Here is a 26,508-nt window from a genome sequence, read left to right as displayed (position 1 = left end):
ATGACACACCGAACCCCACGGACACGCCAGCCCGCAACCTGCGCCGGAACCGTGTCGTCATGATCGAGATCGACGACGACACCACCATCGGCCAAGCCTTCGAACGTGCCGCTGCCCGCCATGCCCACCGCCCGCTGCTGGCGGTGCCGATGAACCCCGATCGCGCCTACGACCCCGCCGGCCGCGAAATCACCTACGGCGAGGCTGCCCGCATCGTGCGCCAGCTCGGCGCGGCCTACACCTACGCCGGCTACGGCCTCGGCCACCGCGTCGGCATGCTGCTGGAGAACCGGCTGGAGCACCTGCTGCACAAGCTCGCGCTCAACACCATCGGCGCCTGTTGCGTGCCGATCAATCCCGACTACCGGCCGCGCGAGACCGCCGCGCTCATCGACCACGCCCGCTGCGACCTGCTGCTGGTGCTGCACAGCCGCCGCGACGACGTCGACGCCGCCCTGCGCGCGACCAACCACCGCCCGCCGGTGATGGAGCTCGAAGACTTCGGCGACATGCCCCTGCCGCGCGCGACCCAGCTCGCGCAGACCGGCCGGCCGCGCGCCGGCACGCCCGCCAGCATCCTCTACACCAGCGGCACGACCGGCCGCCCCAAGGGCTGCGTGCTGTCGCACCGCTACGAGCTCGCCTCGGGACTGGCCTACGCCACGCGAGGTGGCCTCGCCACCATCCGCGAAGGCGAGGACTGTGTCTACAACCCGCTGCCGCTGTTCCACGTCAACGCCTCCATCCTGTCCTTCTTCGGCGTGCTGCTCTCCGGCTGCTGCCAGGTGCAGACCGACCGCTTCCAGCCGCGCCGTTTCTGGGACGAGGTGCGCCAGAGCCGCGCCACCGTCGTGCATTACCTCGGCGTCATCGTGCAGATGCTGCTGGTGCAGCCGCCCGGCCCGCGCGAGCGCGACCACGCGGTGCGATTCGGTTTCGGCGGCGGGGTGGAGCCGCAGTCGCACGCCGCCGCCGAAGCGCGTTTCGGCTTTCCACTGATCGAGCTCTGGGGCATGACCGAGATGGTGCGGGTGCTGAGCGACTGCCATGCGCCGCGCCAGGTCGGCACCCGCGCGTTCGGCCGGCCGCTGCCCGAGGCCGGCGTCGAGGCGCAGGTGGTCGACGAGGCCGGCAACGAGCAGCCGCGCGGCGTGCCGGGCGAGCTCGTCATCCGCCATTCGGCCAGCACGCCACGCCGCGATTTCTTCAGCGGCTACCTCGACGACCCCGGCGCCACCGAGGCCGCCTGGCAGGGCGGCTGGTTCCACACCGGCGACATCGTCACCCAGGACGACAGCGGCATGCTGCATTTCGTGGACCGGCGCAAGAACATCATCCGGCGCTCGGGCGAGAACATCGCGGCGGCCGAGGTCGAGGCCGTGCTGCTCAGCCATCCATGGGTGGCGCAGGCCGCGGTGATGGCGGTGCCCGACGAACTGCGCGAAGAAGAAGTGCTGGCCTGCGTGGTGCTGCGCCGCGAGGTCGCCGCGCCCAGCGGGCCGGGCGCGGCCGACGCGCTGTTCCGGCATTGCGCCGCCACCATGGCCTATTACAAGCCGCCAGGGTGGATGTACTTCGCCGAGTCCATTCCCACCACCGGCACCCAGAAGATGCAGAAGCACCTGATCTTTCCGGCCGGCAGCGACCCGCGCGAGGCGCCCGGCATGCTCGACCTGCGGGGACGCAAGCGGCGCGCGCCTTGAGTGCTCACGCCGCGTGGCGCGGCATGTCCGGAAAGCGCTGGTAGAGCACCTGCAGCGCGCGGCGGATCGCATCGCGCGTGATGATCCCCGAACGCGCCGGACGGCCCCGGTAGCGGTCGACCGTGCGGCCGGCCCGGATGCCCAGCGGATCGGCCACCACCAGCGCGCCGGTGGCCGGGTCGAGCATCACCTGGAAATCGGTGATGCGGATGTCGTTCCTGTCCATGCCCGCCAGCATGCGCTGCAGGCTGCGCAGCGTCTCGCGGGTGACGACGGGCGAGGTCTGCAAGGCCTGCACGCCTTGCGGCATCTGCATCAGCATCGGCTTGTAGGCGCCGATCATTTCCGGCACCAGCATGGCGGCGTCGCGTCCGCGAAAACCCATCGACTTCACCGGCATCACCGGCAGGCCCATTTCCTCGAGCGTGGCCAGGTCGGCCACTTCCTGGCGCAGCCACCCGGCCATGGTCGGGCGCACCAGCAGCAGCACCTCGCCGGTGGGCTGGCCCGTGATGGGCGACAGCACCCGGTGGGCCGTCTTGGACGCGCCTTTGCCGATGGCCGGGCCCAGGTGCAGACGGCCGTAGTCGACATCCGCCGGAATGAAACGCAGGCGGCTGGTGCCGGGCGCCGGCGGTGCCGGGGTGAGCGGGCCGAACACCCAGGCCGCTGCACGGCGCATCAATCGAATCGGCGCGAAGACGTCGTCGAAGCCGCCATCGACCGGGGTCGGCATGGCCGTCGTGGCCGTGGAGCCGCCAGAAAAATAGCGGGGTGCGGTAGGCGCGTAGGTGGAGGCGGAAAAGCGTGCGGTGGAAATGTTGAACATGGTGGAGAGCGGGCGACTCGGACAGGAAGCACCGATCCTTGTGGCCCACGCACACCGACCCCCGCACGATCCCGAAGCGCGCCGCCGACCAGCCGAATGTCAGGCCGCCGGATCGGCCTCAGCGCAGGTCGAAGAACGACTCCGCCAGCCGCTCGCCGTTGACCATCACCTCCACCACATGCCGGCCCGGATGGTGGGTGCGGGTGCTGAAGTCGCGCACCATCTGCCGCTTTGACAGGGTGACGCCGTGGCCGGCAGCGAGGTCGAGCATCTTCCACTTGAACACTTTGGGCGAGGCGTGGCCCGCGGCCTTTACGTAATGGATGGCGTAGTCGACCATCAGGGTCTGCGCCGTGTCGGTGACCGACCGCAGCTCCAGCGTCAGCGACAGGTTCTCGCCCAGCGTCAGCAGGCCAGGCGCGACCTCGAAACGCAGCACGTCCACCCGCGGCGCGGCGCCCGCGCCGACGATGGTCAGCGCCCGCCGGTCGCCGCGCTTGATGAGCGTGCGCAGTGCGTGGCGGGCGATCCAGGCGCAGGCCGCATCGTGCAGCGGCCAGGCCTCGATGCGGGCCATCACCCAGTCCGGATGCACCTTGGCGATGTCGTTGAGATGGTTGGCGACCGACTTGCGCACATACGGGCTCGGGTCGGCGCGCAGGGCCTGCAGGATCGGCTCGGCCAGGCCCGGATCGGCCATCAGCACCGGCAGGTGCGACGCCCAGGGCAGCCGCGGCCGGCAGCCTTCGCTGGCGAGGCGGCGCACATGCTCGTCGGGGTCGGCCGCCCACCGCCGCATGGTTGCCAGCACCGCATGCGGGTCGCGTTGCAGGAACGCCCGGATCGCGAATTCGGACGACCCGAAGGGCGTGAGGAACTTCAGCGCCTCCAGCGAGAAGTCCACGTCGTCCTGGCCGTGCAGCGCCACGTAGTCGCCGAGCGCCAGCGTGGCGAAGGAGCTGTCGATGCGCGGCGCCAGGCGCTTGAGCACCTCGACATTGGCCCGGAAATCGCCCGGCAGGCTGGCGTGCAGGCTGGTCGACACCCGGCGCAGGCGCTGCATCAGCGAGAGATGGTCCAGCCCGTGGTGGCACAGCACGAGAAAGCGTTCGCGGTCGAAAGCCGGGCAGATGTCGCGCGCCTCGCGCGCGATGGCCGCCAGCCGTTGCCGGCCGAAGATGTGCTTGAGCGCTGTCGGGTCTTCGAGTTGGAGGTCGTCGGACATTTTTTATTTAGCGGTTTTTTTCGATCCAGGTGCATCCATTCGGACATCCGGCGGGTAGTGCCCAGTGTCGGCGCATCCCGCGCCCCGACACCATCCAATGGAGAACATGCCATGCGTATCACCTCGACCCGTATCGCCACCGCCGCCGCCCTCGGCACCGCCGCCCTGCTCACCGCCTGCGGCAGCATGGCGCCGATGAGCAGTTTCTCCCAAGCCTCGCTGCCGGCCACCATCCAGGTGCCGGCCGGCAACAAGGTCGCCATGGAGACCGTCGGCAAGGGCGACATCAACTACGAATGCCGTGACAAGAAGGACGCGCCCGGCCAGACCGAATGGTTCTTCGTCGGCCCGGTCGCCACGCTGTCGGACCGCATGGGCAAACAGGTCGGCAAGTATTACGGCCCGCCGGCCACCTGGGAATCGATGGACGGCTCCAAGGTCACCGCCACGCAACTGGCCGTGGCGCCCTCCGGTACCGGCAACCTGCCGTTCCAGCTGGTCAAGGCCAACCCCGCGATGGGCACCGGCTCGATGACCGGCGTGACCTACATCCAGCGCGTGGCGCTCACCGGCGGCGTGCCGCCAGCCATGGCCTGCACCGCCACCAACAAGGGCCAGAAGGCCACCGTGCCTTACCAGGCCGATTACATCTTCTGGAAAGCGGCCTGAAGGTAGCGCCATGCGGCGGCTACCATTGCCGCCGTGCAGGCACCACCCGAACCCACTTTCGATCATGACGCCGCCCTGAGCGCCTGCGCGCGGGGCGACCGGCATGCCTTGCAGCGCCTCTACCACCACGAGAGCCGCAAGCTGCTCGGCGTGGCCCTGCGCATCGTGCGCGACCGCGCACTGGCCGAGGACGTGCTGCACGATGCCTTCGTGCGGATCTGGCAACGCGCCGCCACCTACGACGGCGCGCGCGGCGCGGCCCGCGGCTGGATCTACAGCGTGGTGCGCCATGGCGCACTCAACCATGTGCGCGACACCGCCCGGGAAGTCGCGCTCGACGAGGAAGGCGCCCAAGCCGTGGACGATGCCGCCGCCCTGGCCGCCTACGAACAGGCGCCCGACCCACTCGAACGCCGCGCCGACCTCGGCCGCCTCGACGGCTGCCTGCAACGCCTGCCCGAGGCCCGCCGCGACTGCATCCTCTTCGCCTACCTCGACGGCTGCTCGCACAGCGAGATCGCCGAGCGGCTGCAGACGCCGCTGGGCACCGTCAAGGCCTGGATCACCCGCGGCCTCGCCGCGCTGCGGGAGTGCATGGCATGAGCGAGCTTCCAATGCCCGACAACGACGATTCCCTGCAAGCCCTGGCCGGCGAATACGTGCTGGGCACCCTGCCCGCCGCCGCCCGCCGCGAGGTCGAGGCGCGCCTCGCCGATGACGCCGCCCTGCGCCGGGCGGTCGACCAGTGGGAGCAGCGCCTGCTGCCGCTGACCGCCCTGGTCGAGCCGGCCGAGCCCACCGGCGCGCTGTGGGAGCGCATCACCCACAGCGTCGCCGATCTGGAACGCCCCGCACCATTGGCAGGCGCCGCGCCGCGCAGCGCCCGCGCCACCGGCTGGTGGCACAGCCTGGCGCTGTGGCGCGGCCTGGCCGCCGCCGGCTGCGCGGCCGCCGTGGTCATGGCCTCGCTGCTGGTGGCGGGCCTGCCCGGCCGTGGCACGCCGCAATACCTGGTGGTGCTGGTCGGGCCCCAGGACAAATCGCCCGGCTGGGTGGTGCAGGCCGGCGGCAGGAATGCGGTCGACCTGATCCCGCTGGGCACCACGCCGGTGCCGGCCGGCAGGTCGCTGCAGTTCTGGACCAAGGCCGACAGCTGGCGAGGCCCGGTCTCGCTCGGCCTGGTGCAACCCGGCCAGGTGGTGCACGTGCCGCTCGCCTCGCTGCCGCCGCTGCAGGCCAACCAGCTGTTCGAGCTCACGCTGGAGCCGGCGCAGGGCTCGCCCACCGACCGGCCCACCGGCCCGGTGCAGTTCATCGGCCGCGCGGTGAAAGTCCTCTGAGCATGGGCGAGTTCGACCTGATCCTGCGCTATTTCCAACGCCCTGCCCGCCGCTCGCCGCTGGGCGTGGGCGACGACTGCGCGCTGCTCGCGCCCGCGCCGGGGCAGCAGCTGGCGGTGTCGTCGGACATGCTGGTCGAAGGCCGGCATTTCCTGTCGACCGTCGCGCCGGAACGGCTCGGCCACAAGGCGCTGGCGGTCAATCTCAGCGACCTCGCCGCCTGCGGCGCGCGACCGCTGGCCTTCACCCTCGCCCTGTCGCTGCCTTCGGCCGACGAAGCCTGGCTCGCCGGCTTTTCCAAAGGGCTGTTCGCCCTGGCCGAAGCGCACGACTGCGAACTCGTCGGCGGCGACACCACCCGGGGGCCGCTCAACATCTGTATCACCGTCTTCGGCGAAGTGCCGGCCGGCCAGGCGCTGTTGCGCACCGGCGCGCGGGCCGGCGACGACCTGTGGGTGAGCGGCACGCTCGGCGACGCACGGCTGGCGCTGGAGGTGTTTCGCGGCACGCTGGCGTTGCCCGCCGATGTTTTTGCCGCCGCCCGCGACCGCATGGAAAAACCCGACCCGCGTGTCGCGCTCGGCCAGGCGCTGCGCGGCATCGCGACCAGCGCGGTCGACCTGAGCGACGGCCTCATCGGCGACCTCGGCCACGTACTGCGCGCCAGCGGCGTCGGCACGACCATCGAATCAGCTGCCGCCCTGCCCTTGCTGGCAGCCGGCGCCAAGGCCTGCGGCGACGAATGGGCGCTGACCTGCGTGCTGGCCGGCGGCGACGACTACGAACTGGCCTTCACCGCCCCACCCGCCCTACGCGCCCAGGTCGAAGCCGCCGGCCGCCAGAGCGACACCCGCGTGACCCGCATCGGCCGGATCGACGCCGAAGCCGGCCTGCGTGTCGTCACAGCCGACGGCTCCGCGCTGCACGGCCGCTTCGCCGCCTTCGATCATTTCGACTGACCGCTACTTTCCATCCCGCTCATGCAAGCCGATCCGGCCCCGCCCTCCGCCCCCGTCCGCGCCACCGCGCGTTTCATGCGCGCGCATCCGGCGCACTGGATCGCCCTGGGCTTCGGCTCCGGCCTGTCGCCGGTGGCGCCGGGCACCGCCGGCACGCTGTGGGCGTGGCTGGCCTGGGCGCTGCTGTCGCAGGGGGTGGACAGCACCGCGCTCGGCGTGGTGATCGCCGTGTCGACGCTGGTCGGCTGGTGGGCCTGCACCGTCACCGCGCGCCACCTCAACACCCTGGACCCGTCCAACATCGTGTGGGACGAGGTCGTCGCCTTCTGGCTGGTGCTGTGGATCATCGCGCCGGCCGGCTGGCTGGAGCAGACCGTCGCCTTCGCCCTGTTCCGCCTGTTCGACGCGGTCAAGCGCGGCCCGGTCGGCTGGGCCGACCGCACCTTCCACGGTTTCGGTCCGCGCGGCGGATTCGGCATCCTGGCGGACGACTTCGTCGCCGCGTTTCTCACGCTGCTGGTGATGGCGGCAGGAAAGGCCTTGCTGTGAGCACCACCCTGCCCGAAGACGCCGACCGCGCCGCCGCCGTCGCCTGGGAGCCGCTGGCCGCCCTGCTGCTGGCGCGCGGCTGGATGCTGGCCACGGCCGAAAGCTGCACCGGCGGCCTGATCGCCGGCGGCTGCACCGCGCTGGCCGGATCGAGCCGCTGGTTCGAGCGCGGTTTCGTCAGTTATTCCAACGAGGCCAAGGCCGAGCTGCTGGGCGTGGACCCGGCGCTGATCGCGGCGCACGGTGCGGTCAGCAGCGAGGTGGCGCAGGCGATGGCGCGCGGCGCGCTGCAACGCTCCAGGGCCCAGGTGTCGGTGGCGGTGACCGGCGTGGCCGGGCCGGGTGGCGGCACCGAGGCCAAGCCGGTCGGGCTGGTGTGGTTCGGGTTCGGGCTGCCGGATGGGCCGGTGGTGACCGAGTCGCGGCGCTTCGAGGGGGACCGGGCATCTGTGCGAGCCAGCACCGTCGCGCATGCGCGAAGCAGGCTGCTGGAGCATCTGACCGGACCAGCAACCGTTACCTGGCGACGCTGAGGTTTTTGCACTGGCAGGCAAATTGCGAGAACCTCGCGCTGCCGAGCGCATGAGGCAGTATTCCTTAGCACCACCAGATGGCCGCGACAATCGCCCGGTCGGTTGCGGCGTGAGCAGAGGCGAAGAACGACGCCAGCTATCAGTGCTCATGGCAAACGACATGTGCAGCAGTTTTTATCTATCAACGCCTGGAAACAGTTGATGACTCTTTCAAGAAAATTTCTTTCGCCCGCGCTTTTGATTCCAGCCATCGCCTATGCAGTGCTCGTGAGCATCTGTGTCGGCTTCATCACACACGCCTTCATCGATGTGTATTACCTCGATGGATTGATGATGGTGAAAGCCGTGGTACAGAAACACTATGAGGGCACGCTGACCTTCAGCGATGTATTCGTGCGATGGGAGCAGCACCGGCTACCCATATATGCCCTTTTTTCCATCCTGAACGCTGAGCTGTTCGGCCTCAATGCTGTTCTGGAACCGTACGCGTACCTGGCTTCCTATTGCCTGCTCGGCGTTTGCCTTTATCGGCCCTTTCTGCGATCCGTACGGGAACTCGTGCCCGAGCGTTCGGAAACCGAAATCGGTGTTTCCTATGCCTTGATCCTCAGCTGTGTTTTCAGCCTGACGCATCATCCATATCACATGATGACCACCCAGTTCGTCTGGGGAACCGTGACCTTTGCGCTTAGTGCCCTTGTGTTCGACCGCATATGCCACGGTCTTCGAGGTTGGTGGCACGTCATCGGGTTCGCGGCCATCTTTGGCTTGTACCTGCTGATGGGCGGCGCCTACATGGGCGGCGCCGTGCTCAGCATGATCGTCGGGTTCGCGCTGCTGTGCCTGCGCGGCAGGCCGAGCGCCGAATCCGTTGTGGCGTTCGCAGCCTCCATGGTTCTCTCGGCGATTTATATCTTCTCGAACCCTCAGTCGGGCACGCTCGACAAGATCATCGGCCTGATCGAAACACCCCTCGAAAGCACCCTCGCCGTGATGACGGGCCTGAGTACTGCCACCCTTGACCAACACACGCTGACCGACCGACTGCATCTTGACCATCGCGTTCTCGTCGCCAACGGAGCCTTTCTCCTGGGCCTGGGTTTGCTGGCCCTCTGGCGTTATGCCCGACTGCAAGCACATCGCACCGCTTTTGCGCCGGTCATGTTCATGGCCTATACCGTGGGCGTCATTCTGTCGATTCGCATCGGTCGACTGGAAGCAGGCTGGACCTGGCCGCTTCAGCAGTGGTATCACTTCCACATGATGCTGTATGTGATTGGCGTCATCTGGATCATGAGTATCGACATCATGGGATTGCGGCGAAAAAAATCCCCTTGGGCCACGCCGCTCGTGGCCATGCTCGTCGTCTTGATCGCCGTGCAAACCTATTCGAATGCTCACAACTGGAAACGCGCCTACTCCATCCACGGCTGGCTGCAGGAAAAGCAGAAAGTCATGCTTGACCCCACCGAGGACACCATCGACCTCCTCCTGTGGATGGGCGACCGAAAAGACGCCATGGAAACGGTGGAATTCCTGAAGCAGAACCGTTTGAGCGCCTTTCGGAACTTGCCGGATCCTCAGCCTGGTTCCCGGTAAGGCGCGACGTGACGCCTTGATCAGGCATTCACGCCCTCCCCCGCCGTCGCGTCAATCCATCGCGCAGCGGATGTCTTCGATTTTGGCGACGAGACGCCGCTGGTCGCCCTTCACCGACATCGGGCGTGACCGGATCGAACGGGACCCGTCCACCAAGGCGGCAGCGACGCCAGCGCCTGGCAGCTCGATGCGTGCCTCCCCGTTGATGACAGGCAAATCCTGTGTGGAGCTGCCGGCATGTACCTCCAGCACCGACGGAGTCCAGTCTTCGGGGCGCCACGACCGAAAGCGCACCGAGCGGCTTCCTGCGGGACACAGCACGCTCATGGGCGCATCGGCCAGCAGCCAGTCATCCGACGTGACGCCCGACACGGTCGGCTGAGCGGAACTGAAGATCCAGAGCTTGTGCGCATACAGGAAATCGATGCCTGGCTTGACGACAGAGTAGTCCCACAACATGGTCTGCCACGGATCGCGGCGATCTTTCAACGACTCCGGATAAGCCAGGATCGCGGTGGCTTGATCGGCGAAACGGAGCTTGTAGGCGGCGACGTACGGGGCCTTCCGCCAGTCCGCTGCATAACCGGCCAGGGCGCAGATCGAAAGCAGTACCAGCGCGGCGCCAGACAGCAGCCGCGTGGCTTTCTGTCGCGCGCCGAGCTTCTCCACCAGATAGAACCCAACGGCCACGCCCACGAAATGCGTGTGTGCGTTGTACCACTGGCCCAAGGCACCATCGAGACCATTCCGGTACCGGAAGAAAGCGACCGCCAGGATGGTGGTGGCCGAATAGACCAGTAATGCCAGCAAGAGCAGGCGGAGGTTATCCCGCCGGCGAACGTATTCGACGCACAGGCAGATCGAGGCCACGATCAGCACGCTGCCCAGCACGTAATACGGCAGCAGCGTGTGGCTGCCCTCATAGAACGCCTTGCCCATGACGCTCGCACCCGTCATGAGCACCGCGAACTGCAATATTTCGCCGATATGCAGCCCCAGCGACTCGGGTTTGTTGGCGGTGAGCGTGCCGTAACGGGTAACCAGGGCGATATAGATGGCCAGGGAAAGTCCTACGGTCGCGGCAACTTGCAGGTCCTTGCGACCTATCGCCCTGCACTGCCACACATGCACGAGGACAAGCACCGTACATGCGCCGATGCTGCCCACCGCATAGCCACCAAGGAAAAGGATGTTGCACGCTGGGAGCACAAGGTAGAGCCATGGACTGAGCGTTCGGTGGCCAGTGCCGAATGCAGCGCTGATTTGGATCGCACCCAAGGTGAACAGCAACACGCCGACCGTGGCCGCCAGCGCCATGCCCCACTGCGGATTGTTGGTGGTCGACAGCAGCAGCAGCGCCGCGAGCATGGTGCTGCCCAATTTGCGGCTGGCAGGCAGGTCGGACCGGCGCCATATGCACGCAACGACGAGCATGGCCGTGAGCACGATGGCGGCCCCATGCACCAGGCTGTCGAAGCCACCCCATACATGGAACAGCTGGTAGTTGGCAGCCAGAATCAGGTTGTAGCCAGGAAAAATGTGTTCACCGAACGCGGTGAAGAAGCCCTGGGCCGTGAGTCGGTGCTCGACCAACTGGCGAAGAAACTCGATGTGCAGGAATTGCGACTCGAAGAAGACGTCGGCGTTCTGCCGATGAACGTACGCGAGATACGCGATCGCCAGCAGGAGCAGCCCTGCGCATGCACCGACAGCATGGCGTGTGTTCGTCCCGGTGGAGGATGGAGCTTTCATGTGGCGAAGGGTTCAGGAGTTCGATGTGGCGAGGACGACGCGACTTCATTCGGCCGTGAGAACGACGCCGGGTTGCGGCGAGTAGCTGCCGAAGGCAGCCCGCTCGACCACTTCTTTTCGGTCGAGGTCGTAGACGACGATATTGAGCCCGAAAACCGTGCCGGTGAAGGTCTCTGCGCCGATCATCAGCGCCGGCTGGCTGGTGTTGCCGGGAATCAGGTCGACGCTGAAATCGACAGGCGATCGCCAACCGGCGTCGAGGCGAGTGGGCCCATGCTCCATCACCTGCTCCCGCACCTCACCATTGAGCATGACTGCGGCATAGGTGAGATCGACTTCGCTTTGCGACTGCGCGAGCAATCCGAAGCCGAGCTTTTCCAGCGCACGCCGCGTGGCGTCGTCCGGTGCGGCTGCCGGCTTGGACGCGCCTCCTCCCAGCAGGATGAGCCGCCCGCTTCGGCGTTTTTCCAGTTCGGTCAGGTAAGCGGCCAGCGTTTCGGTTCTGACGCGGACCGGACGTACTCCGGCCTGGCGGTCGGCGAGGCCAGGCCGCGCCACCACCACGAGGCCGTCGACGAGGTAGGCCTGGGAGTCGGAACCGAGCTTGACTCCGGCCAGATAGGGGACATGGTTGAACAGCAGGATGTCGTCGGGCTCGCGCCGACCGGCGACCAGCGCCGCCATTTTTTCCGTCACGGCGTCCGAAATGGCGTTCATGGGGTAACGGCCGAGCCAGTAGATGTTCGAGGTGACGCCCGCCTGAATCGCGCCCAGGTAGATCTGCGCGCGCACCGGCTCGCTCGTCAGCCCCCAGAAAGGCAGGAAGTAGAGGTTTTTTCCGGCGCGATCGAGGTGGGACCAGAACGGACTGGCGAGCGCCGGTGGCTGTCGAGATTCCTGGAATCGATGGACGATCCCCCATTGCGAACTTCCATCCCACGCCTGGAGCGCCACCACGGCAGACAGCATGAAGGCGCGAATCTGCAAGGGCAGGTTCAGGCTTGAAATTCCACCCGCGACTGCGAACACGATCAGGTACCAGACCGGCCAGGCGATCCGCGCGGAACTGCGAAAGGAATCAAAGGCGTGCTGAACCTCTTCCGACAGCGGATAGGTGAACCAGACATACGGCCCGAACCGCACGATATTGGTGGCTGCGAATGCGAGCAGTACGAACGAGCACACCACATAGGGCAGGACGCGGGTCCACGACGGGAATGCGACCGTTTGCGGCCAGAAAGCCCGCATGGCCAGCAGCAACACCGCGCCGGCCAGCACGCCGGTGCCCAGCCACATGTAGCTTTCGCCGGCGAACGGCTGCGTCGGGTTGACGGCGAAACCCGGAAAGATGCGGGAATAGCCTGAGGGATCGATGAAGCTTGCCAGGTTCCAGGGAATGGCACCGTAATTCAGCCCTCCGCTGACGTTGTCCGGCAGGGTTCCACCGCCCAGCCACAACAGGGCCAGCATGCCAGGAATGCCGATGAGCATGCTCAGCGCCAGCCGCGATACGGCCTTGCCGATGCCGGCCGTCTGTGCACGCAGCCAGTAGTGCAGCACCATCAGAACCATGACCATCGGCGCGAAATAGGCCATGACCGACACGGTCGACATGGCTGCGATCACCCATGAGACGACCTCCCATCGGGCGATGCGGGGCATGTCGCGATAGGCGATGAGTGCCAGCGGAAACAGAAGCACCCACTGCCCGCCCATCGATACATGGATGAACATGCGGCCATAGAAGAAGGGCGCGGCGATCACCAGCAACGCACCGATCAAGGCGAGCCCCAGGTGCCGGCTGTACCGATGCAGGATCGCCGTCGCGAAACCGCCTTGCAGCATGCAGCACAACAAGCCCCACAGTCCGAAGTACTGAAAGGTGGTACCGGTGAGGGTGGCCACCACCTTGGCCAGAAAGGCCAGCAGCGGGATGCTGTCGGCAAAAACCGTCGATGTCAGCGCAGGATAGACAAGGTTCTTGATGACACCGGGCGGAAAGGACCAGCTGTCATGCAGGTAGGCCAGCGCGGCGATGGAAGAAAAAGTGAAGTCGCCCGCGAATGGGTTGGTCATCCATTCGATGTTGCGGGGATCCAGCGGTGTGATACCCCAGACCAACAAGAAGATCAGGGCTCCGAGGCCGAGGCCGGCGAGGAGGGCGTTCGCCGGTGACCGGACGGCAGCGCGAGAGGACATCTGATACGGGATGGATGATGGAAACGGCGCCCATGCGGCCGTGTCGAAACAAAGGAGCCGGTGAGCAGGGGCGCGCCATTGTGGCATCGGCGCACCACCGCTCTTCGCCGCTGCCATGCCGCTGCTTCACCGCTCTCGAATTGGCGCCCTGCGGCGCCGGCTGTCCGTGGACCTTCGGGCCATCGAGCGCTCGCGCCTATCGAGCGCTCGCTGCTATCGCCCCCTCCACCGCCAGCGCCACCCCCGCCAGTGCCGCATCATCCCCACGCACCGACGACACCATCAGCCCCACCGGCAACTCCCCCGCCGCTTGGCAGGGCAGGCTGAACGAGCAGCCATCCAGGAAGTTCACCACCGAGGGGTTGCGCAGCATCAGCCCGTTGACGCGGAAAAACTCCGCGTCCGATGCCAGCAAAGCCTCGGTTGGCTGCGCCACCAACGGCACGGTCGGGCAGAGGAAGGCGTCGAAACCGGTGAGTTGCCGCTCCACCCGCGCAATCCATTGCTGGCGGGCGCGCAGCATCGCCAGGTAGGCGCTGGCCGCTACCGGCAGGCCGGTCTTCATGCGGGCCGCCACGCGCGGATCCATGCGGTCGGACTGGGTCGCCAGGCGCTCGGCGTGGATGGCCGCGCCTTCGATGGCCGACAGGCCTACGGGCGAGCCGATGGCCGCGATCTCGGCGAACTCGGCCAAGGGCAGGTCGACGATGGTGGCGCCCGCCTCGTTCAACGTGGCGATGGCGCGGTCGAACGCGGCCGCGACGGCCGGCTCCACGCCGTCGAACACCAGGGTGCGGGGCACGGCGAAACGCATGCCCCTGATGTCCCGCGGGCGCACGGCCAGCGGGCTGTCGGCGATGACCGCGTCGACGGCGATGCAGTCGGCCACGCCGTGGGCCATGGAACAGACGGTGTCGAGCGTGCCCGACAGCGGGAAGGTGCCGGCGAGCGTGGTGCGCGACTGGGTGCTCTTGAAGCCGACCAGGCCGCAGAGCGCGGCCGGGATGCGGATGGAACCGCCGGTGTCCGAACCCAGTCCGGCGACGGCCAGGCCGAGCGCCACCGACACCGCCGCGCCCGAGGACGATCCGCCCGGAATGCGCGCGACCGACGCGTCGCTCGGGTTGCGCGGCGTGCCGTGGTGCGGATTGATGCCGACGCCGGAGAAGGCGAACTCGGTCATGTTGGTCTTGCCGACGATGGCCGCGCCCGCGCGGCGCAGCCGCTCGACGACCGGCGCGTCGGCGGCGGCCGGCGCGTCGTTCGCGCAGATCACCGAGCCGGACGCGGTGGCCTCGCCGGCGACGTCGTACAGGTCCTTGATGCTCACCGGCAGGCCGGCGAGCGCGGCCAGCTGCACACCGGCGGCCGAGGCGGCGTCGGCGTGGCGTGCTGCGGCCAGGGCGGCATCCGGATAGAGCCGGGTGAAGACGCTGGCGGCGACCGGCGCAGCCGCGCCATCGAGCGAGGCCTGCACCACCGATTCGTGGGTGGCGGCGCCGCCGGCAATGTCTTGACGCAGCTTGGCGATGCTGTTGCGAACCAGGCCGCTCATGCCACCACCTCCAGGACGTCGACGCTGTAGCGGTGCACGATGCTGCGCCCCCGGCGCGGGTCGTGGAGCTCGATCTCCATCTCGGTGGCCGGGCGGATGCCTTCGCCGCGCGCGTTGGGCAGCGCGCCCAGGGTGCCGCAGGTCATGAAGCTGCCGTCGTGCTCCGGCACGGCGGCATAAATGCCGTCGCGCAGGCCGACCAGCGGGCGGATCGAGGCGAGGCTGCCGCGCTGGTAGTCGACCCAGGCGCCGTCTTCGAGGATGCGCGAGCTCAGGCGCAGCTCGTCCTGGTAGCCGGCGACGTCGGACCAGCGCCAGGCGGTGGCGGCGATCGGCTTGGCGCACATCTGCTTGGAGACGGCCACCGAGTAGGTTTCGACCTGACGGTCGGTGTGGTCGGACGCCACCGTCAGCCACCACTCGCCCTCGGCGAAGAACAGCGTGGGCTCGGCCTCGCCGGAGCTCTGCGGGCCGAGCGCCTCGACGCTGGCCTGCTGCGTCAGCAGCGCGGCGCCGACACGGTAGTACAGCGGCACGCTGGAGGGGCGCGGCACGCCCAGGGCTTCCAGCTCCTCGATGTGGTGCTCGATGGCGGCGGCGTCGCGGCCGGTCCAGCCGGCGATGATGAGGCGGCGCGGCGTGACGGCCAGCTCGCGGCGCGCGATGCCGCCGTCTTCCGCCACGGTCTCGCAGGTGAATTGCAGGGTCGGGGACATGGATCTCTTTTCGGGTTCACAGGCTGATGGCCTGACAAATCACATCAGGTAGCCGGGCAGCCACAGCGCGATGGCGGGGAACACCATCAGCACGATGATCGCCAGCATGTAGACGAACATGAAGGGCAGCACGCCGCTGAAGACGTCGGTGATCGGCCCGGGCTGGCGCCGCATGCCCTGCAGCACGTAGAGCACGGTGCCGTCGGGCGGGCTGATGACCGCGATCTCCACCAGCATGGTGATGACCACCCCGAACCATACCGGGTCGTAGCCCAGCGCGGTGACCACCGGAAACAGCAGCGGGATGGTGGTGATCACCATCGACATGCCCTCCATGAAGGTGCCCAGCGCCAGGTAGAAACCGATGATGACCAGCATGATCACCCAGCCCGGGAACGGCAGCCCGGTCAGGAACTTGGCCAGCATCTGCGGAATGCCGAGCGAGGACAGGATGTAGTTGAGGAAGTACGCGCCGAAGAGGATCAACGCGATCATCGACGTGGTGCGCGCGGTGGAGCGCATCGACTCCTGCAGCATCTTCCAGCTGAGCTTGCGGTCCACCAGCGCCAGCACCAGGCTGCCGGCCACGCCGAGCGCGGCCGATTCGGTGGGCGTGGCCCAGCCGGCGTAGATGGTGCCCAGCACCAGCGCGATCAGCAGCGCGGTCGGCACCAGGTCCGACAGGCTCGCCAGCCGGTGCTTCCAGGTGATGGCCTTCGAGGCCGCATCGCCGTGCAGCTTGAGCTTGTAGCTGTAGTAGAGGATGACCGCGGTGAACATCGCCACCACCAGGATGCTCGGGCCGACCGCCGCCAGGTACAGCGCGCCCACCGAGGTTTCGGTGATCAGGCCGTAGATGATGAAGGTGATGCCCGGCGGGATCAGGTTGCCGAGCGCACCGCCGGCGGCCAGCGAACCCAGCACCAGCCTGGGCGGATAGTGGCTCTTCTCGAAGTAGGGCAGCGCGACCGAGCCCATGGTGGCGGCCGTCGCCACGCTGGAGCCGGCCACGGCCGAGAACACGCCGCAGGCCACGATGTTGGTGTGCAGCAGGCCGCCGGGCAGCCGGCCCATCCAGACGTTGAGCGCGCGGTACAGCCGCTCGGACAGGCCCGCGCGCAACATCACCTCGCCCATCAGCAGGAAGAGCGGCACCGACACCAGCACGAAGTTGGTCGACGGGCCCCAGATCATCTCGCCGATGAAGTTCCAGAACGGGCGATCCGACAGGCCGAAGCCCGCCAGCAGCGACAGCATGGCGAGCGCGCCGCCCACGTAGATGCCGCCGGCGAAGAAGCCGATGAAGCAGACCAGCACCGCGACCAGGCCCCACCAGGGCACGGTCGACGAGGCGATGGCGGCGGCGTGTTCGTGCGCGCCGAACAGCGAGGCTCCGCCGACCAGCAGGCCGACGAAGACGATGAAGACGATGGCGATCATCGGGAGGCTCCGGATGCCGGGCTGGCGTGGGGTGGAAGCTGCATGCCCTGCTGGGCTTCGGCGACGGCTTCCAGGGTTTCGGCGGCTTCGTCGACGTAGGTGCGGGCCATCAGCATGCGGTCCATGGCGTCGGCGTCACCGCCGGCGAGCTGGCGCACCGCGCGCAGCGTCATCGCCACGACCGCCAGCAGCAGCAGCGCGAGGCCGGCGGCCCACAGGCCCTGCGGCAGCACCAGCGGCGTGTGCAGCGCCGACAGGTCGGTGGCGTTGAAGTCCATCGAGTCCTTGGCCAGCGAGAACGCGCCCCAGGCGAAGAACCCGGCGGTCACCAGCAGCGCCAGCAGCGAGGCCAGGTGCAGCCAGACCCGCACGTGCAGCGGCATCTTCTGCACCAGCACGTCGATGCGCACATGACCGCGCTCGAACAGGGTGCCGGCCAGGCCCCAGCTCATGCCGATGGCCATCAGGTAGCCGGTGACCTCGGCCGTGGCTTCGGTGGAGAAGCCCAGCAGGCGGCGCGCGAAGATGTCGAAGCAGATCAGCAGCGTGATCGCCAGGTAGCACCAGCCGGCGATGGTCATCGCCTTGGCGCTCACCCATTCGAGGATGCGGTACATGTTTACTTGGCGACGTACTGGATGCCGGTGATCGGGGCGATCACCTCGTTGTAGGTGGTGCCGCAGCGCTCGCCGCAACGCTTCACCCAGCCCGGCAGCACGGCGTCGGTGACGTCCTTGCGCATGGTGGCGATGTCGGCGGCCGAGGCGTCGGCCTGGATCATCGGGCGCTTGCTCACCAGGCTGTGCAGCTTGCAGCCGTCGGCCTTGCCGACGTTGCAGGCCACGCCGTCGACCGTGGCTTCCTGGCCCAGTTTCCACTGTGCTTCCTGGATCTCGGCGAAGGTCTTCTCGAGCTGGCCACGCACCGCCGGGTCGAGCTTGTTCCACCACGACAGGTTGACGAAATAGGCCGCCGTCGACCAGGACATCGGCAGGGTGAACAGGTGGGTGGTGACCTCCGGCCACTTCACGCCGTTGCCCGAACCCGAGCCGGTGAAGCCGCAGTCGACCGTGCCGCGCTCCAGCGCGGTGTAGACCTCGCCGAAGGCCAGCGACACCGGCTGGGCGCCGAAGCTCTTCATCAGGTCGGAGGCCGACGGGCCGTTGGTGCGGATCTTCAGGCCCTTGAGGTCGGCGATGCTGGCCACCGGCTTGCGGCAGAACAGCATGGCGCCGGAGAAGGGATAGGTGGCGACCAGCTTGATGCCCAGGCGCTCCAGCTCCTTGTTGGCCGTCGGCACCATGGCATCGGCGACCTTGCGGGCCTGGCGGATGTCGGAGTTCATGCCCGACAGGTCCATGCCGTCGAGCATGGGCACGTCGCCCGAGACGGTGGTGAGCGAGGCGGCGGCGATGTCGACCTGGCCGGAGCGCACCAGGCGCAGCACTTCGGGGCCATTGACGTTGCGTTCCGGATACGACGCCAGCACCACCTCGATGCGGCCGTTGCTGGCCTTGCCCAGGCCGTCGCGCAGGATCGGCTGGTCGACCTTGGTGTACTGCGGCATGTTGGGCGCGACCTGGGTGATGGCCTGCACCACCACCTTGGGGCCTGCCGGCACCTGGGCGGTGGCAGAGCCGGCGACGAAGGCCGATGCGGCGGCCAGGCAGACGAGCGAGCGGAAGAGTTTCATGGGGTTTCCGTGGTGTGGAGGAAGAATCGAAAGTCGCCGGACCGGGTCAGGCGTAGTACTGGATTTCGAACATCAGGCAGCCGCCTGGCGAGACGAACGGCCCGTGCAGCGCGCCCGGCGGGCGGCAGGCGAAGGTGTGCGCCACGAAGCGCTCGCCGCCCTCGCCTGCGGCGTCGCAACCGACGACCAGGTCACCCTCGAAGAGAAACACTTCCTCGTGGAAGTCGTGCACCACCGGCCGGTCGATGAGCGCGCCGGGCGACCAGCGGGCGACCCGCGTACGCGAGCCGGTGCCGGTGACCGGATCGAGGTTGTCGGACAGGATGATTTCCTCGATCGTTCCGGCGCTGCAGGCCACCGGCTGCCAGCGGGTGGCGGCGTCGTGCAGGCCCAGGGCGAAGAATTCGCGGTGCGGTTTGCTTGCAATCTGTGACATGGCGCGCAGTGTTCATCGCGCGGTCACACAGGGTCAAACGGGAAATTTCTGCGGTTTTGCGCAAGAAAAAGTTGTGCACGGGCTTGGCGCGCATTGGCGCCCCGCGATCGGGAACGCCGCCCCAAACCAGGGCCGCGCGGGCGGGCTCAGAAGGGCGCGACGATGTCGTCGCGCCCCTGGCGCACGAACTCGTCGCAGGCCGCGCGCGCCATGCGCACCAGCGCATCGGCCAGCGGCGTGTGGGGGTTCAGCCGGGTGCTGGCGATCAGCGGCAGCGACGCCGGCGGCTGCTCCACGTCGAGCAGCACCAGCCGGCCCTGCGCCAGATCCTGCTGGATGACGGCCACCGGCAGCACCGAGCTGCCGAAGCCGGATCGGGTGAGATCCACCATGGCGCCGAGCGAGGAAAAATAGCTCACCCGCAGCTGCGGCAGGCCGGCGGCGTTGATCGCGATGTTGCGGTACACGCCCGAGTCGCGGTGGAAGGAAATGATGGGGAACTCGGCCAGGTCGGCGAACGACAGGAAGGCCCGCGCCGGGAACTTCAGTGCCAGCGCGGGGCTCGCGACCCAGCGCATCGCGAAGTTGCTGATGCGGTGGTTCTCGATGAAGCCCGGCGTGATCTCCTCGGACAGGATGGCGCAGTCGAGCGCACCCTTGAGCAGGTCGTCGCGCAGGCGCGGTGTGATGTCGGAGCTGATCTCCAGCGTCGCCTTGGGGTACTGCAGCGAGAAGTTCTGCAGCAGGCTCGGCAGCCAGGTGTGAGCCACCGTCTCGATCACGCCGACCCGCAGCATGCCGGTGAAGGCCTCGGGGCGGCCGATGGCGGTGACCGCCTGGGCGTGCAGTTCGAGCATGCGCTCGGCATAGGCAATGAGCTCGGTGCCGTGCGAGGTCAGCACCACCGAGCGGTGGCCGCGGTCGAACAGGCGCACGCAGAAATGCTCTTCCAGACTGGCGATGCGGCTCGACAGCCCGGCCTGCGTGGTGTGCATCTTCTCGGCCGCCGCCTTGAAGCTGCCGAGCTTGGCGACCCAGAGAAAGGCTTCGAGATAACGCAGGTTCATGGCGGCCGCTTCGTCGTCAGAGCATGCGGGTGGGCGATCGGGTTTCGCGCTCGCGCAGGAAGCTCGCCACCGACTCGCGGGTAAAGCGCAAGTGGGCCACGATGGTCGCGCGCAGCCGTTCCACATCGCCGGCCTCGATGGCGTCGACCATCGCGTCGTGTTCGTCGTGTACGCCGTCGCCCTGGTGCAGCGAGACGATGAACAGGCGCGAATACGGCGCGGTGAGGTCGAGCAGCGAGCGGATCAGCCGCACCGTGTGATCGCGCCCGGCGGCCTCGTACATCGCCAGGTGGAAGCGGTAGTTCTGCTCCACCCATTGCGCGCTGGCGACGTCGATGTCGCGCAGCCGTGCCGCCAGCGCGCGCCATTCGCGGATGGCACGCGGGCTGGCGTTGTGGATCACGTGTTCGGCCAGCGACGGCTCCAGCACCAGGCGCAGGTCGTAGAGCTCCTCGACCTCGTGCGCCTCCAGCTGGCTCACCGCCAGCCCGCCGCCGGGCCGGTTGCGCACCAGGCCTTCGGCGGCCAGCGTGAGCAGTGCGTCGCGCACCGGAATGCGGCTGACGTTGAAACGCTTGGCCAGTTCTTCCTGCACCAGCGCCTGGCCGGGCTGCAGCAGGCCCTCGCGGATGCCCTGGCGCAGCGTGCTGGTGAGTTCGTCGACTTGCATGGGCTTCCCGGTACGGTGGCCGCGAGTATACGGTGGCCTTGCATTTACCGGATTCAATGTATACAGTGAATCCATTCGAGTTTTCCTGCCCATCGACCATGACCACGACGCACCCCTTCGGCCGCACCGTCGATACCCTCGCCCGCTTGCGCGAGATCCTGCCCGCGCCGGCGCCCGATGCGATCAGCATGATCAAGGTGCTCGACCACATGGACGTGCACGTGCGCCGCTTCATCGAGAACTCGCCCTATGCGCTAGTGGCCTCGGCCAGCCCGGAAGGCTTCTGCGACGCCTCGCCGCGAGGTGGCGACCCCGGCTTCATCCGGGTGCTGGACGACAGGCACCTGCTGATTCCCGAGGCCACCGGCAACCGCCGCGCCGACACGCTGGCCAACCTGGTCGCCAATCCGTATATCGGCATGCTGTTCCTGATTCCCGGCTACGAGGAGACGCTGCGGCTCAACGGCCGGGTGTTCATCACCGAGGATCCGGCCGTGCTGGCCGGCAGCGAGATGATCAACGGCAAGCCGCCGGCGCTGGGCATTGGCATCCGGGTGGAGGAATGCTTTCTGCATTGCGCCAAGGCGGCCATGCGCTCGAGCATTTGGAACCCGATGGGCTGGCCGGACCTGGACGTGATCCCCACCGCCGCCGAGATGTTCGTCGCCCACACCGGCAGCCGCATCGGCGACGGCAGCGTGAAGGACGTGCAGATGCTGCTCAACGACAGCTACACGAACCGCCTGTGAACGCGCCCCACATCGCCAACGCCACCGCCATCGCCCCGGCTGCGTCCAATGCGCCGCTCTACGTCCGCGTCGACGCGGTGCGGCAGGAGTCCGACACCGTACGCTCCTACACGCTCGTGGCGCTCGACGGCAGCGAGTTGCCCGCCTTCACCGCCGGCGCGCACATCGGCATCGTGATGCCCGGCCGCATCACCCGCTACTACTCCATCGCCAGCGCGCCGCAGCAGCGTTCGCACTGGCGCATCGGCGTGGCGCGCGAGGACGCCGGGCGGGGCGGATCGCTGCTGGTGCACCGCAAGCTGTCGGTCGGCAAGATGCTCAAGCTGCACCGGCCGCGCAACCTGTTCCCGCTGGCGCCGCAGGGCCGGCACCTGCTGGTGGCGGGCGGCATCGGCATCACGCCCATGCTGTCGATGGCCGCCGATCTGCTGCACCGCGGCCAGGCTTTCGAGCTGGTGGTGTGCGTGCGCGACGAGGCATCGCTGCCCTTCGCCGACGAGGTCGCCGCCCTCGCCCGCCGGGCACCGGTGCGCGTGCTGCACACCCGCGACAGTCGCCCCGACTTCGCCGCCCTGCTGGCCGAGCCGGGCGATGATCGCCATGTCTACATCTGCGGATCGGACCCGTTCATGCGGGCGGTGCAGCAGGCCGCCACGCACTGGCCGGCCGACCGGGTGCACCTGGAGTCGTTCACGCCGGTGACCGCGCTCGACGGCGACGCCGCCTTCGTCGTCGAGGCCCGCGCCAGTGGCAAGACCTTCAACGTGGCGCCCGACCAGACCATCCTGCAGGCGCTGCGCGAGAACGGCGTGGAGATCGATTCGGTCTGCGAGAACGGCACCTGCGGAACCTGCAAGGTGCGCTGGCTCGAAGGCAAGCCCGAGCACCGCGACCACGTGCTCGGCGCGTCCGACAGGCATACCCACCTCATGGCCTGCGTGTCGCGTTCGCGGGAGTTCCTGGCGCTCGATCTCTGAGCGGTAATCCGCCGGGTGTCGGCCTGGCTCGCGGCTGAAATACTCACAGCCTGCGCGCCTCGTGCGTGGCAAACGTCGGCCTTAGTCCTGAATCCCATGCGCGGAGCAGGCACCTGCACCGAGAGTTTCTTCAGCCCCGCAGGCTCTATGACTTCGTGCTGGCCTTGCAACCGCCGCGGGTGATTCGCAAGATAAGAAACGACATATTGGCGCGTATACCTTCGATTGGGTAGTGAACATTAACTTTTGGATCTGAAATTCGAATTGGCTTCGAATCGCTTTCATATCGCGTCACCCCATCAAATTGTAAATTCGATCGTTTGATTCCTCGGAGCCATTGCGTTTGGATATTCATTGATTGATATTTATCAATGCCGTCGAAACTTGGCGGCCAAATCAAATCAAGGATGAAAATGGTTCATATTGCAAAATTCGGCCTACACGTGGTTTTAGCTGCGGCATTGGGGGCTTTTGGCTTGGCGGCCAATGCAGCAGATTATCAATTTAGCGGCGACACGACAGGAAAGCCGACATTCGTGCGCCCCTACCTTACAGGTGTAGCCGACCCTGTACCTACGGAAGTCGCGTATGCCACGTTTGAATTTTCCGTCAGTACTTCAGGCACTTACGCTTTTCTTTCGAAAGCCGACTACGATAATTACACTTTCTTATACCAAAATTCTTTTCGACCAGATTTGCCTCTAGTTAATTACATGGCAGGAAACGACGATTTGGACGGTAACAGCCGAGAATCTGGTTTTACCATCAGTTTGACACAAGGAGTTAACTATATTTTCGTCAACACGGGCAATCGCCCCTATAGCACCGGACCATTCACTACACAAATCAGCGGGCTTGGCACGGTGCAGGCGCTAGCCGCAGTCCCCGAGCCAGAAACATACGCCATGTTGCTAGCCGGTTTGGGCCTGGTGGGCGCAATGGCTCGACGCCGACAAATTCGTTCTCAAACAAGCCCGTGGTTAAGCCGCGGTATTTTTCGCGTGCCCGCAAGTAGCTGAACCATCCAATCCCGACCCGCTCGGACCAGCATTCCAACGGGTAGAAACGTTTATCGTCGCATGCTCATGCGGGCGAAAGTATCCTGCACGTAGATCCCATCGGACGGATGCGGCCAAAGCTGCGTCGATCAATTTGCCATCGTCCGCACCTGACGCGTCTGTTCGATAGGTTCGGGCACGACGCGCGCTACCGGCTCGTCAGCCGTGGCCTCGGAGTTTTCTTCAGGCCGGTCCCCTCCTCATTCGTGCGATTGCCATCAGGCACCGACGCGCACCCGGGAAAAGGTGGCTGCGGTTCGAACGGATTGACATAACGTACAGCCCACGGGAAAACCGGCAGGGCGCAAGCCCGCCTTCCGAACCATAAAACGGAACTATTAGAAAAAGCCGCCTCCCTGACGCTAGGTGTCGAGCGCCGCCCGCTTCGCGCGGTACATCGCGCCGTCGGCCCGCCGCATCAGCGTGGCGGCGTCGCCGGCATCGTCGGGGAACACCGCCACGCCGATGCTCAAGGTGATCCACAGCTGCAGCTCGCCGTCGGAGATCGGGTGCGACATCGCGTCGTGCACCCGCTGGGCGGTGAGCTGCCAGGTGCCGTCGCGCACCTGCGGCAGCAGCACGACGAATTCGTCGCCGCCGAGGCGCGCCACGGTGTCGCCGCCCCGCAAGGTGTTCTGCAGCCGCTCGGCCACGTTGCGCAGCACCGCATCGCCCACCGCGTGGCCGTGCGCGTCGTTGATGCGCTTGAAGTGATCGAGGTCGATGAACAGCAGCGCCACCCGCTCGTGCCGCTCGGCCGCGCGCTCCAGCGCCCGTTGCAACGTCTGCTCGAAGAAGCCGCGATTGGGCAGACCGGTGAGGTAGTCGTGCAGCGCGTCGTGCCGGCTGCGGCGTTCGCGCTGCGCCACGGTTTCGTAGTTGCGGCGAAAGCCCCGCGCCACCACCACCAGCAGCAGCGACAGCGCGATGCCGCCGGTGGCCACCGCCAGCGGCACCGCGCCGAGCCAGGGCAGGCCGGCGTCGCGCTCGAAGGTGAAACGCCAGGCGCGGCCGCCCACCAGCAGGTCACGCACCAGCGGCGGTGCGGTGCGCTCGTAGATTTCGCCCGGCGGGGCACTGTGGAACAACAGGTCGGATTCGCCGGGTTCGTCGGCACGGCCCACGTCCTCGATGCGTACCCGCCAGTGCTGCTCGCCGGGCTCCAGCAGGCCGGCCATCATGCTCGGCATGTCGAGCACCATGCCGAGCTGGCCCCGGTAGTTGCCGCGCCGCTCTTCGACCGTGCGGGCGCTGCTGCCCCGCTGGTAGACGGCATAACGCAGCAGCACCGCGCGGCCGCCCTGCACCAGCGCGGTCAGGCCCGAGAGCTCCGGCCGGCCGCTGTCGCGGGCACGCTCCTGCACCTCGCGCAGCGGCGGCGCGGAGCTGGCGTCGAAACCGAAAGCGCGCTGGTTGAGGCCGTCGGGTTCGTTGTAGAGGATGGGCATGAAGCTCGCCCGGTCGCCATCGGGATGGATCGCGAAGTTCGGATAGCCGCCCGCGACCATGCTGCGGTCGGCGCGCACCGAGGCCTCGAAACGCGCGCGGTCCTGCGCGGGCACCAGCGGGGCGTATTGCAGCGCCACCACCGCCGGAAAACGGGTGGCGATTTCCTGGGTTTCGTACTGATCGTGGAACTCGCGGCGCGACAGGCCCTCGCCCACCCGCAGCAGCCCGCCCAGGCCCATGGCCAGGTCGAAATGCCGCTGTACCCGTTCGTTGGCGGCCTCCACCGTGCGCTCGGCGAGCTTCTGCGCGTCACGCGCGGCCAGCGACTGCTCGTGCCAGCCGGCCGCCACCCACGCCGCTGCCGTCAGGCCGAGCATGACGATGGGCAGCACGTCGGCCAGACGCAGCACCCGCACGCGCGGCACCGGGCTGGCGCCCGGCGGGGCCGCCGGCTCACCGTCGCGCTGCTGCTGCGAGAACTTCAGGCGCCGTGGCACTTCTTGTATTTCTTGCCGCTGCCGCAGGGGCAGGGGTCATTGCGGCCGGGTTCGGCTTCCTTGCGCACCGAGGCGACGCGCGGGCCGTAGCTCTTCCAAAACTTGCGCAGGTCATACACCGCCCAGATCGCCTCGCCGTAGGCATCGAGCCGGTCGCGGCTGATGCTCGGTGGGCTGTCCTCGGCGAACATCGGGATCTCCAGCGGACCGGTGTCCGGCTCGGTCAGCTGGGAGATGCAGTCGAGCGTGTCTTCCAGGATGCCGGCGGCCTCCTTGTCGCGCGGCGGCACCCACTCGTCGGCCCACACTTCTACAGCGGCGATGAAGCCCATGGCCCATGCCTGGGCGATGGCGGGAACGTCGGCCGGGTCGATCTCGGCGCGTTCTTCTTCGGGCATCGCGGCGATGGCGCCGACCATGTCGAGCACCTCGGGCTGGAAGCTGGCCTCGTCCTCCAGGCTGTCGACCGGATGATCGAGCGCCCAGGCGATCTCGTCGGCGCGGCGCTGCCACAGCTCCATGAAGCGCTGCTGCTGGATCGGGCCGGAGAACACGCTGGCATCGCTGTCGGCCAGCGGTGCGCCCGGCGCCGGCGGCGCAGCGCCTTCGCCCAGGAGCTCGGTCAGCACTTCGTCGAGGCCCAGCGGCCGGCGGCAGCAGACCACCGCCGCCAGGAAGCCGTCGCAGACTTCCCAGCTCGGGGTGTCGGGCTGGCGCTCGCGAATGTCGTCGAGGATGTCGTCCAGCGCGTCGAAGTCGTCGGGGCTCATCGGTTCGGGCGCTTCGGCCGCGTGGGTGTCTTCGGACATGGGTGGCTACCTGGAAGAAAGAAGGACCGGACCGG

General features: G+C 67.5%; 24 protein-coding genes and 2 pseudogenes. 12 read left to right on the top strand and 14 right to left on the bottom strand.

Annotation, left to right across the window (positions count from 1 at the left end):
* Positions 1 to 59: 59 nt before the first annotated feature.
* Complete coding sequence (locus R9X41_RS01015) at positions 60 to 1,703, top strand: AMP-binding protein (RefSeq protein WP_318633051.1); 1,644 nt, start codon at positions 60 to 62, stop codon at positions 1,701 to 1,703.
* A gap of 4 nt (positions 1,704 to 1,707) precedes the next feature.
* Here the strand turns inward: R9X41_RS01015 and R9X41_RS01010 are convergent, their stop codons facing one another.
* Entirely contained in the window at positions 1,708 to 2,532 is an 825-nt protein-coding gene (locus R9X41_RS01010) for a hypothetical protein (protein WP_318633050.1), read from the bottom strand.
* A gap of 118 nt (positions 2,533 to 2,650) precedes the next feature.
* A complete protein-coding gene (locus R9X41_RS01005; protein ID WP_318633049.1) occupies positions 2,651 to 3,757 on the bottom strand; it encodes a DNA alkylation repair protein in 1,107 nt (368 codons plus the stop codon).
* A gap of 111 nt (positions 3,758 to 3,868) precedes the next feature.
* Here R9X41_RS01005 and R9X41_RS01000 point away from each other — a divergent pair, with 111 nt between their 5' ends.
* The 7 genes from R9X41_RS01000 (at position 3,869) to R9X41_RS00970 (ending at position 9,406) form a co-directional block, all read left to right on the top strand.
* Positions 3,869 to 4,426 carry a DUF3455 domain-containing protein gene (locus R9X41_RS01000; RefSeq protein WP_318633048.1) on the top strand — a complete coding sequence of 186 codons (558 nt, stop codon included), beginning with the start codon at positions 3,869 to 3,871 and terminating at the stop codon, positions 4,424 to 4,426.
* A 33-nt stretch (positions 4,427 to 4,459) separates the two neighbouring features.
* Positions 4,460 to 5,029, top strand: a complete 570-nt coding sequence (locus R9X41_RS00995; RefSeq protein ID WP_318633047.1) for a sigma-70 family RNA polymerase sigma factor — start codon at positions 4,460 to 4,462, stop codon at positions 5,027 to 5,029.
* Positions 5,026 to 5,766 (top strand): anti-sigma factor, encoded by a 741-nt coding sequence (locus R9X41_RS00990; protein WP_318633046.1) that lies wholly within the window; start codon positions 5,026 to 5,028, stop codon positions 5,764 to 5,766. The genes R9X41_RS00995 and R9X41_RS00990 overlap by 4 nt, the downstream gene beginning before the upstream one ends.
* 2 nt (positions 5,767 to 5,768) lie before the next feature.
* Entirely contained in the window at positions 5,769 to 6,725 is a 957-nt protein-coding gene (thiL, locus tag R9X41_RS00985; protein WP_318633045.1) for a thiamine-phosphate kinase, read from the top strand.
* A gap of 21 nt (positions 6,726 to 6,746) precedes the next feature.
* Positions 6,747 to 7,274 (top strand): phosphatidylglycerophosphatase A family protein, encoded by a 528-nt coding sequence (locus R9X41_RS00980; RefSeq protein ID WP_318633044.1) that lies wholly within the window; start codon positions 6,747 to 6,749, stop codon positions 7,272 to 7,274.
* An 83-nt stretch (positions 7,275 to 7,357) separates the two neighbouring features.
* Entirely contained in the window at positions 7,358 to 7,807 is a 450-nt protein-coding gene (locus R9X41_RS00975) for a CinA family protein (protein ID WP_318635118.1), read from the top strand.
* Between the two features lie 198 nt (positions 7,808 to 8,005).
* Positions 8,006 to 9,406 carry a hypothetical protein gene (locus tag R9X41_RS00970; protein ID WP_318633043.1) on the top strand — a complete coding sequence of 467 codons (1,401 nt, stop codon included), beginning with the start codon at positions 8,006 to 8,008 and terminating at the stop codon, positions 9,404 to 9,406.
* Positions 9,407 to 9,457: 51 nt separating this feature from the next.
* Here R9X41_RS00970 and R9X41_RS00965 read toward each other — a convergent pair whose 3' ends face one another.
* From R9X41_RS00965 to R9X41_RS00920, 10 genes are all read right to left on the bottom strand, one after another.
* On the bottom strand, positions 9,458 to 11,158 hold the full coding sequence (locus R9X41_RS00965; protein WP_318633042.1) for a hypothetical protein: 1,701 nt from the start codon (positions 11,156 to 11,158) through the stop codon (positions 9,458 to 9,460).
* Between the two features lie 45 nt (positions 11,159 to 11,203).
* Complete coding sequence (locus R9X41_RS00960) at positions 11,204 to 13,474, bottom strand: DUF6311 domain-containing protein (RefSeq protein WP_318633041.1); 2,271 nt, start codon at positions 13,472 to 13,474, stop codon at positions 11,204 to 11,206.
* 79 nt (positions 13,475 to 13,553) lie between these two features.
* Positions 13,554 to 14,912 (bottom strand): amidase, encoded by a 1,359-nt coding sequence (locus R9X41_RS00955; RefSeq protein ID WP_318633040.1) that lies wholly within the window; start codon positions 14,910 to 14,912, stop codon positions 13,554 to 13,556.
* Positions 14,909 to 15,628 (bottom strand): DUF2848 domain-containing protein, encoded by a 720-nt coding sequence (locus R9X41_RS00950; protein WP_318633039.1) that lies wholly within the window; start codon positions 15,626 to 15,628, stop codon positions 14,909 to 14,911. The genes R9X41_RS00955 and R9X41_RS00950 overlap by 4 nt, the downstream gene beginning before the upstream one ends.
* A gap of 39 nt (positions 15,629 to 15,667) precedes the next feature.
* Positions 15,668 to 17,068, bottom strand: coding sequence for a TRAP transporter large permease (locus R9X41_RS00945; protein WP_318633038.1), 1,401 nt, complete (start codon positions 17,066 to 17,068; stop codon positions 15,668 to 15,670).
* Entirely contained in the window at positions 17,065 to 17,685 is a 621-nt protein-coding gene (locus tag R9X41_RS00940) for a TRAP transporter small permease subunit (protein WP_318633037.1), read from the bottom strand. Before R9X41_RS00940 ends, R9X41_RS00945 begins: the two co-directional genes overlap by 4 nt.
* 2 nt (positions 17,686 to 17,687) lie before the next feature.
* Entirely contained in the window at positions 17,688 to 18,761 is a 1,074-nt protein-coding gene (locus R9X41_RS00935) for a TRAP transporter substrate-binding protein (protein WP_318633036.1), read from the bottom strand.
* Between the two features lie 46 nt (positions 18,762 to 18,807).
* Positions 18,808 to 19,197 carry a cupin gene (locus R9X41_RS00930; RefSeq protein ID WP_318633035.1) on the bottom strand — a complete coding sequence of 130 codons (390 nt, stop codon included), beginning with the start codon at positions 19,195 to 19,197 and terminating at the stop codon, positions 18,808 to 18,810.
* Positions 19,198 to 19,343: 146 nt separating this feature from the next.
* Positions 19,344 to 20,264: a LysR family transcriptional regulator gene (locus R9X41_RS00925; RefSeq protein WP_318633034.1), complete on the bottom strand. Its 921-nt coding sequence runs from the start codon at positions 20,262 to 20,264 to the stop codon at positions 19,344 to 19,346.
* Positions 20,265 to 20,280: 16 nt separating this feature from the next.
* Positions 20,281 to 20,934, bottom strand: coding sequence for a GntR family transcriptional regulator (locus tag R9X41_RS00920; protein WP_318633033.1), 654 nt, complete (start codon positions 20,932 to 20,934; stop codon positions 20,281 to 20,283).
* A gap of 98 nt (positions 20,935 to 21,032) precedes the next feature.
* On the opposite strand from R9X41_RS00920, the gene R9X41_RS00915 reads away from it, so the two are divergent.
* From R9X41_RS00915 to R9X41_RS23645, 4 genes and pseudogenes are all read left to right on the top strand, one after another.
* Positions 21,033 to 21,683, top strand: a complete 651-nt coding sequence (locus R9X41_RS00915) for an MSMEG_1061 family FMN-dependent PPOX-type flavoprotein (protein ID WP_318633032.1) — start codon at positions 21,033 to 21,035, stop codon at positions 21,681 to 21,683.
* On the top strand, positions 21,680 to 22,660 hold the full coding sequence (locus R9X41_RS00910; protein WP_318633031.1) for a PDR/VanB family oxidoreductase: 981 nt from the start codon (positions 21,680 to 21,682) through the stop codon (positions 22,658 to 22,660). The genes R9X41_RS00915 and R9X41_RS00910 overlap by 4 nt, the downstream gene beginning before the upstream one ends.
* A gap of 371 nt (positions 22,661 to 23,031) precedes the next feature.
* Positions 23,032 to 23,553, top strand: a pseudogene (locus R9X41_RS00905) (hypothetical protein); the annotation flags it as partial.
* Positions 23,530 to 23,679, top strand: a pseudogene (locus R9X41_RS23645) (PEP-CTERM sorting domain-containing protein); the annotation flags it as partial. The pseudogenes R9X41_RS00905 and R9X41_RS23645, both read left to right, overlap by 24 nt.
* A 401-nt stretch (positions 23,680 to 24,080) precedes the next feature.
* On the opposite strand, the gene R9X41_RS00900 reads toward R9X41_RS23645, so the two are convergent.
* Positions 24,081 to 25,664 (bottom strand): diguanylate cyclase domain-containing protein, encoded by a 1,584-nt coding sequence (locus R9X41_RS00900; protein WP_318633029.1) that lies wholly within the window; start codon positions 25,662 to 25,664, stop codon positions 24,081 to 24,083.
* On the bottom strand, positions 25,649 to 26,473 hold the full coding sequence (locus tag R9X41_RS00895; RefSeq protein ID WP_318633028.1) for a YecA/YgfB family protein: 825 nt from the start codon (positions 26,471 to 26,473) through the stop codon (positions 25,649 to 25,651). The genes R9X41_RS00900 and R9X41_RS00895 overlap by 16 nt, the downstream gene beginning before the upstream one ends.
* Positions 26,474 to 26,508 lie beyond the last annotated feature (35 nt).

Origin of the sequence: Xylophilus sp. GOD-11R, from assembly GCF_033546935.1 — a bacterium.
Classification (GTDB): Bacteria; Pseudomonadota; Gammaproteobacteria; order Burkholderiales; family Burkholderiaceae_C; genus Xylophilus.
The sequence above is the reverse complement of the archived record's forward strand: the minus strand, read 5'-3'. Positions and strand labels throughout refer to the sequence as shown.

What these genes read in the sequence shown, in the direction of transcription:
- R9X41_RS01015 (WP_318633051.1), top strand. Translation starts at nt 60, where the DNA reads ATGATCGAGATCGACGACGACACCACCATCGGCCAAGCCTTCGAACGT.
- R9X41_RS01010 (WP_318633050.1), bottom strand. Translation starts at nt 2,532, where the DNA reads ATGTTCAACATTTCCACCGCACGCTTTTCCGCCTCCACCTACGCGCCT.
- R9X41_RS01005 (WP_318633049.1), bottom strand. Translation starts at nt 3,757, where the DNA reads ATGTCCGACGACCTCCAACTCGAAGACCCGACAGCGCTCAAGCACATC.
- R9X41_RS01000 (WP_318633048.1), top strand. Translation starts at nt 3,869, where the DNA reads ATGCGTATCACCTCGACCCGTATCGCCACCGCCGCCGCCCTCGGCACC.
- R9X41_RS00990 (WP_318633046.1), top strand. Translation starts at nt 5,026, where the DNA reads ATGAGCGAGCTTCCAATGCCCGACAACGACGATTCCCTGCAAGCCCTG.
- thiL (WP_318633045.1), top strand. Translation starts at nt 5,769, where the DNA reads ATGGGCGAGTTCGACCTGATCCTGCGCTATTTCCAACGCCCTGCCCGC.
- R9X41_RS00980 (WP_318633044.1), top strand. Translation starts at nt 6,747, where the DNA reads ATGCAAGCCGATCCGGCCCCGCCCTCCGCCCCCGTCCGCGCCACCGCG.
- R9X41_RS00975 (WP_318635118.1), top strand. Translation starts at nt 7,358, where the DNA reads ATGCTGGCCACGGCCGAAAGCTGCACCGGCGGCCTGATCGCCGGCGGC.
- R9X41_RS00965 (WP_318633042.1), bottom strand. Translation starts at nt 11,158, where the DNA reads ATGAAAGCTCCATCCTCCACCGGGACGAACACACGCCATGCTGTCGGT.
- R9X41_RS00960 (WP_318633041.1), bottom strand. Translation starts at nt 13,474, where the DNA reads ATGGCAGCGGCGAAGAGCGGTGGTGCGCCGATGCCACAATGGCGCGCC.
- R9X41_RS00955 (WP_318633040.1), bottom strand. Translation starts at nt 14,912, where the DNA reads ATGAGCGGCCTGGTTCGCAACAGCATCGCCAAGCTGCGTCAAGACATT.
- R9X41_RS00950 (WP_318633039.1), bottom strand. Translation starts at nt 15,628, where the DNA reads ATGTCCCCGACCCTGCAATTCACCTGCGAGACCGTGGCGGAAGACGGC.
- R9X41_RS00945 (WP_318633038.1), bottom strand. Translation starts at nt 17,068, where the DNA reads ATGATCGCCATCGTCTTCATCGTCTTCGTCGGCCTGCTGGTCGGCGGA.
- R9X41_RS00940 (WP_318633037.1), bottom strand. Translation starts at nt 17,685, where the DNA reads ATGTACCGCATCCTCGAATGGGTGAGCGCCAAGGCGATGACCATCGCC.
- R9X41_RS00935 (WP_318633036.1), bottom strand. Translation starts at nt 18,761, where the DNA reads ATGAAACTCTTCCGCTCGCTCGTCTGCCTGGCCGCCGCATCGGCCTTC.
- R9X41_RS00930 (WP_318633035.1), bottom strand. Translation starts at nt 19,197, where the DNA reads ATGTCACAGATTGCAAGCAAACCGCACCGCGAATTCTTCGCCCTGGGC.
- R9X41_RS00925 (WP_318633034.1), bottom strand. Translation starts at nt 20,264, where the DNA reads ATGAACCTGCGTTATCTCGAAGCCTTTCTCTGGGTCGCCAAGCTCGGC.
- R9X41_RS00920 (WP_318633033.1), bottom strand. Translation starts at nt 20,934, where the DNA reads ATGCAAGTCGACGAACTCACCAGCACGCTGCGCCAGGGCATCCGCGAG.
- R9X41_RS00915 (WP_318633032.1), top strand. Translation starts at nt 21,033, where the DNA reads ATGACCACGACGCACCCCTTCGGCCGCACCGTCGATACCCTCGCCCGC.
- R9X41_RS00895 (WP_318633028.1), bottom strand. Translation starts at nt 26,473, where the DNA reads ATGTCCGAAGACACCCACGCGGCCGAAGCGCCCGAACCGATGAGCCCC.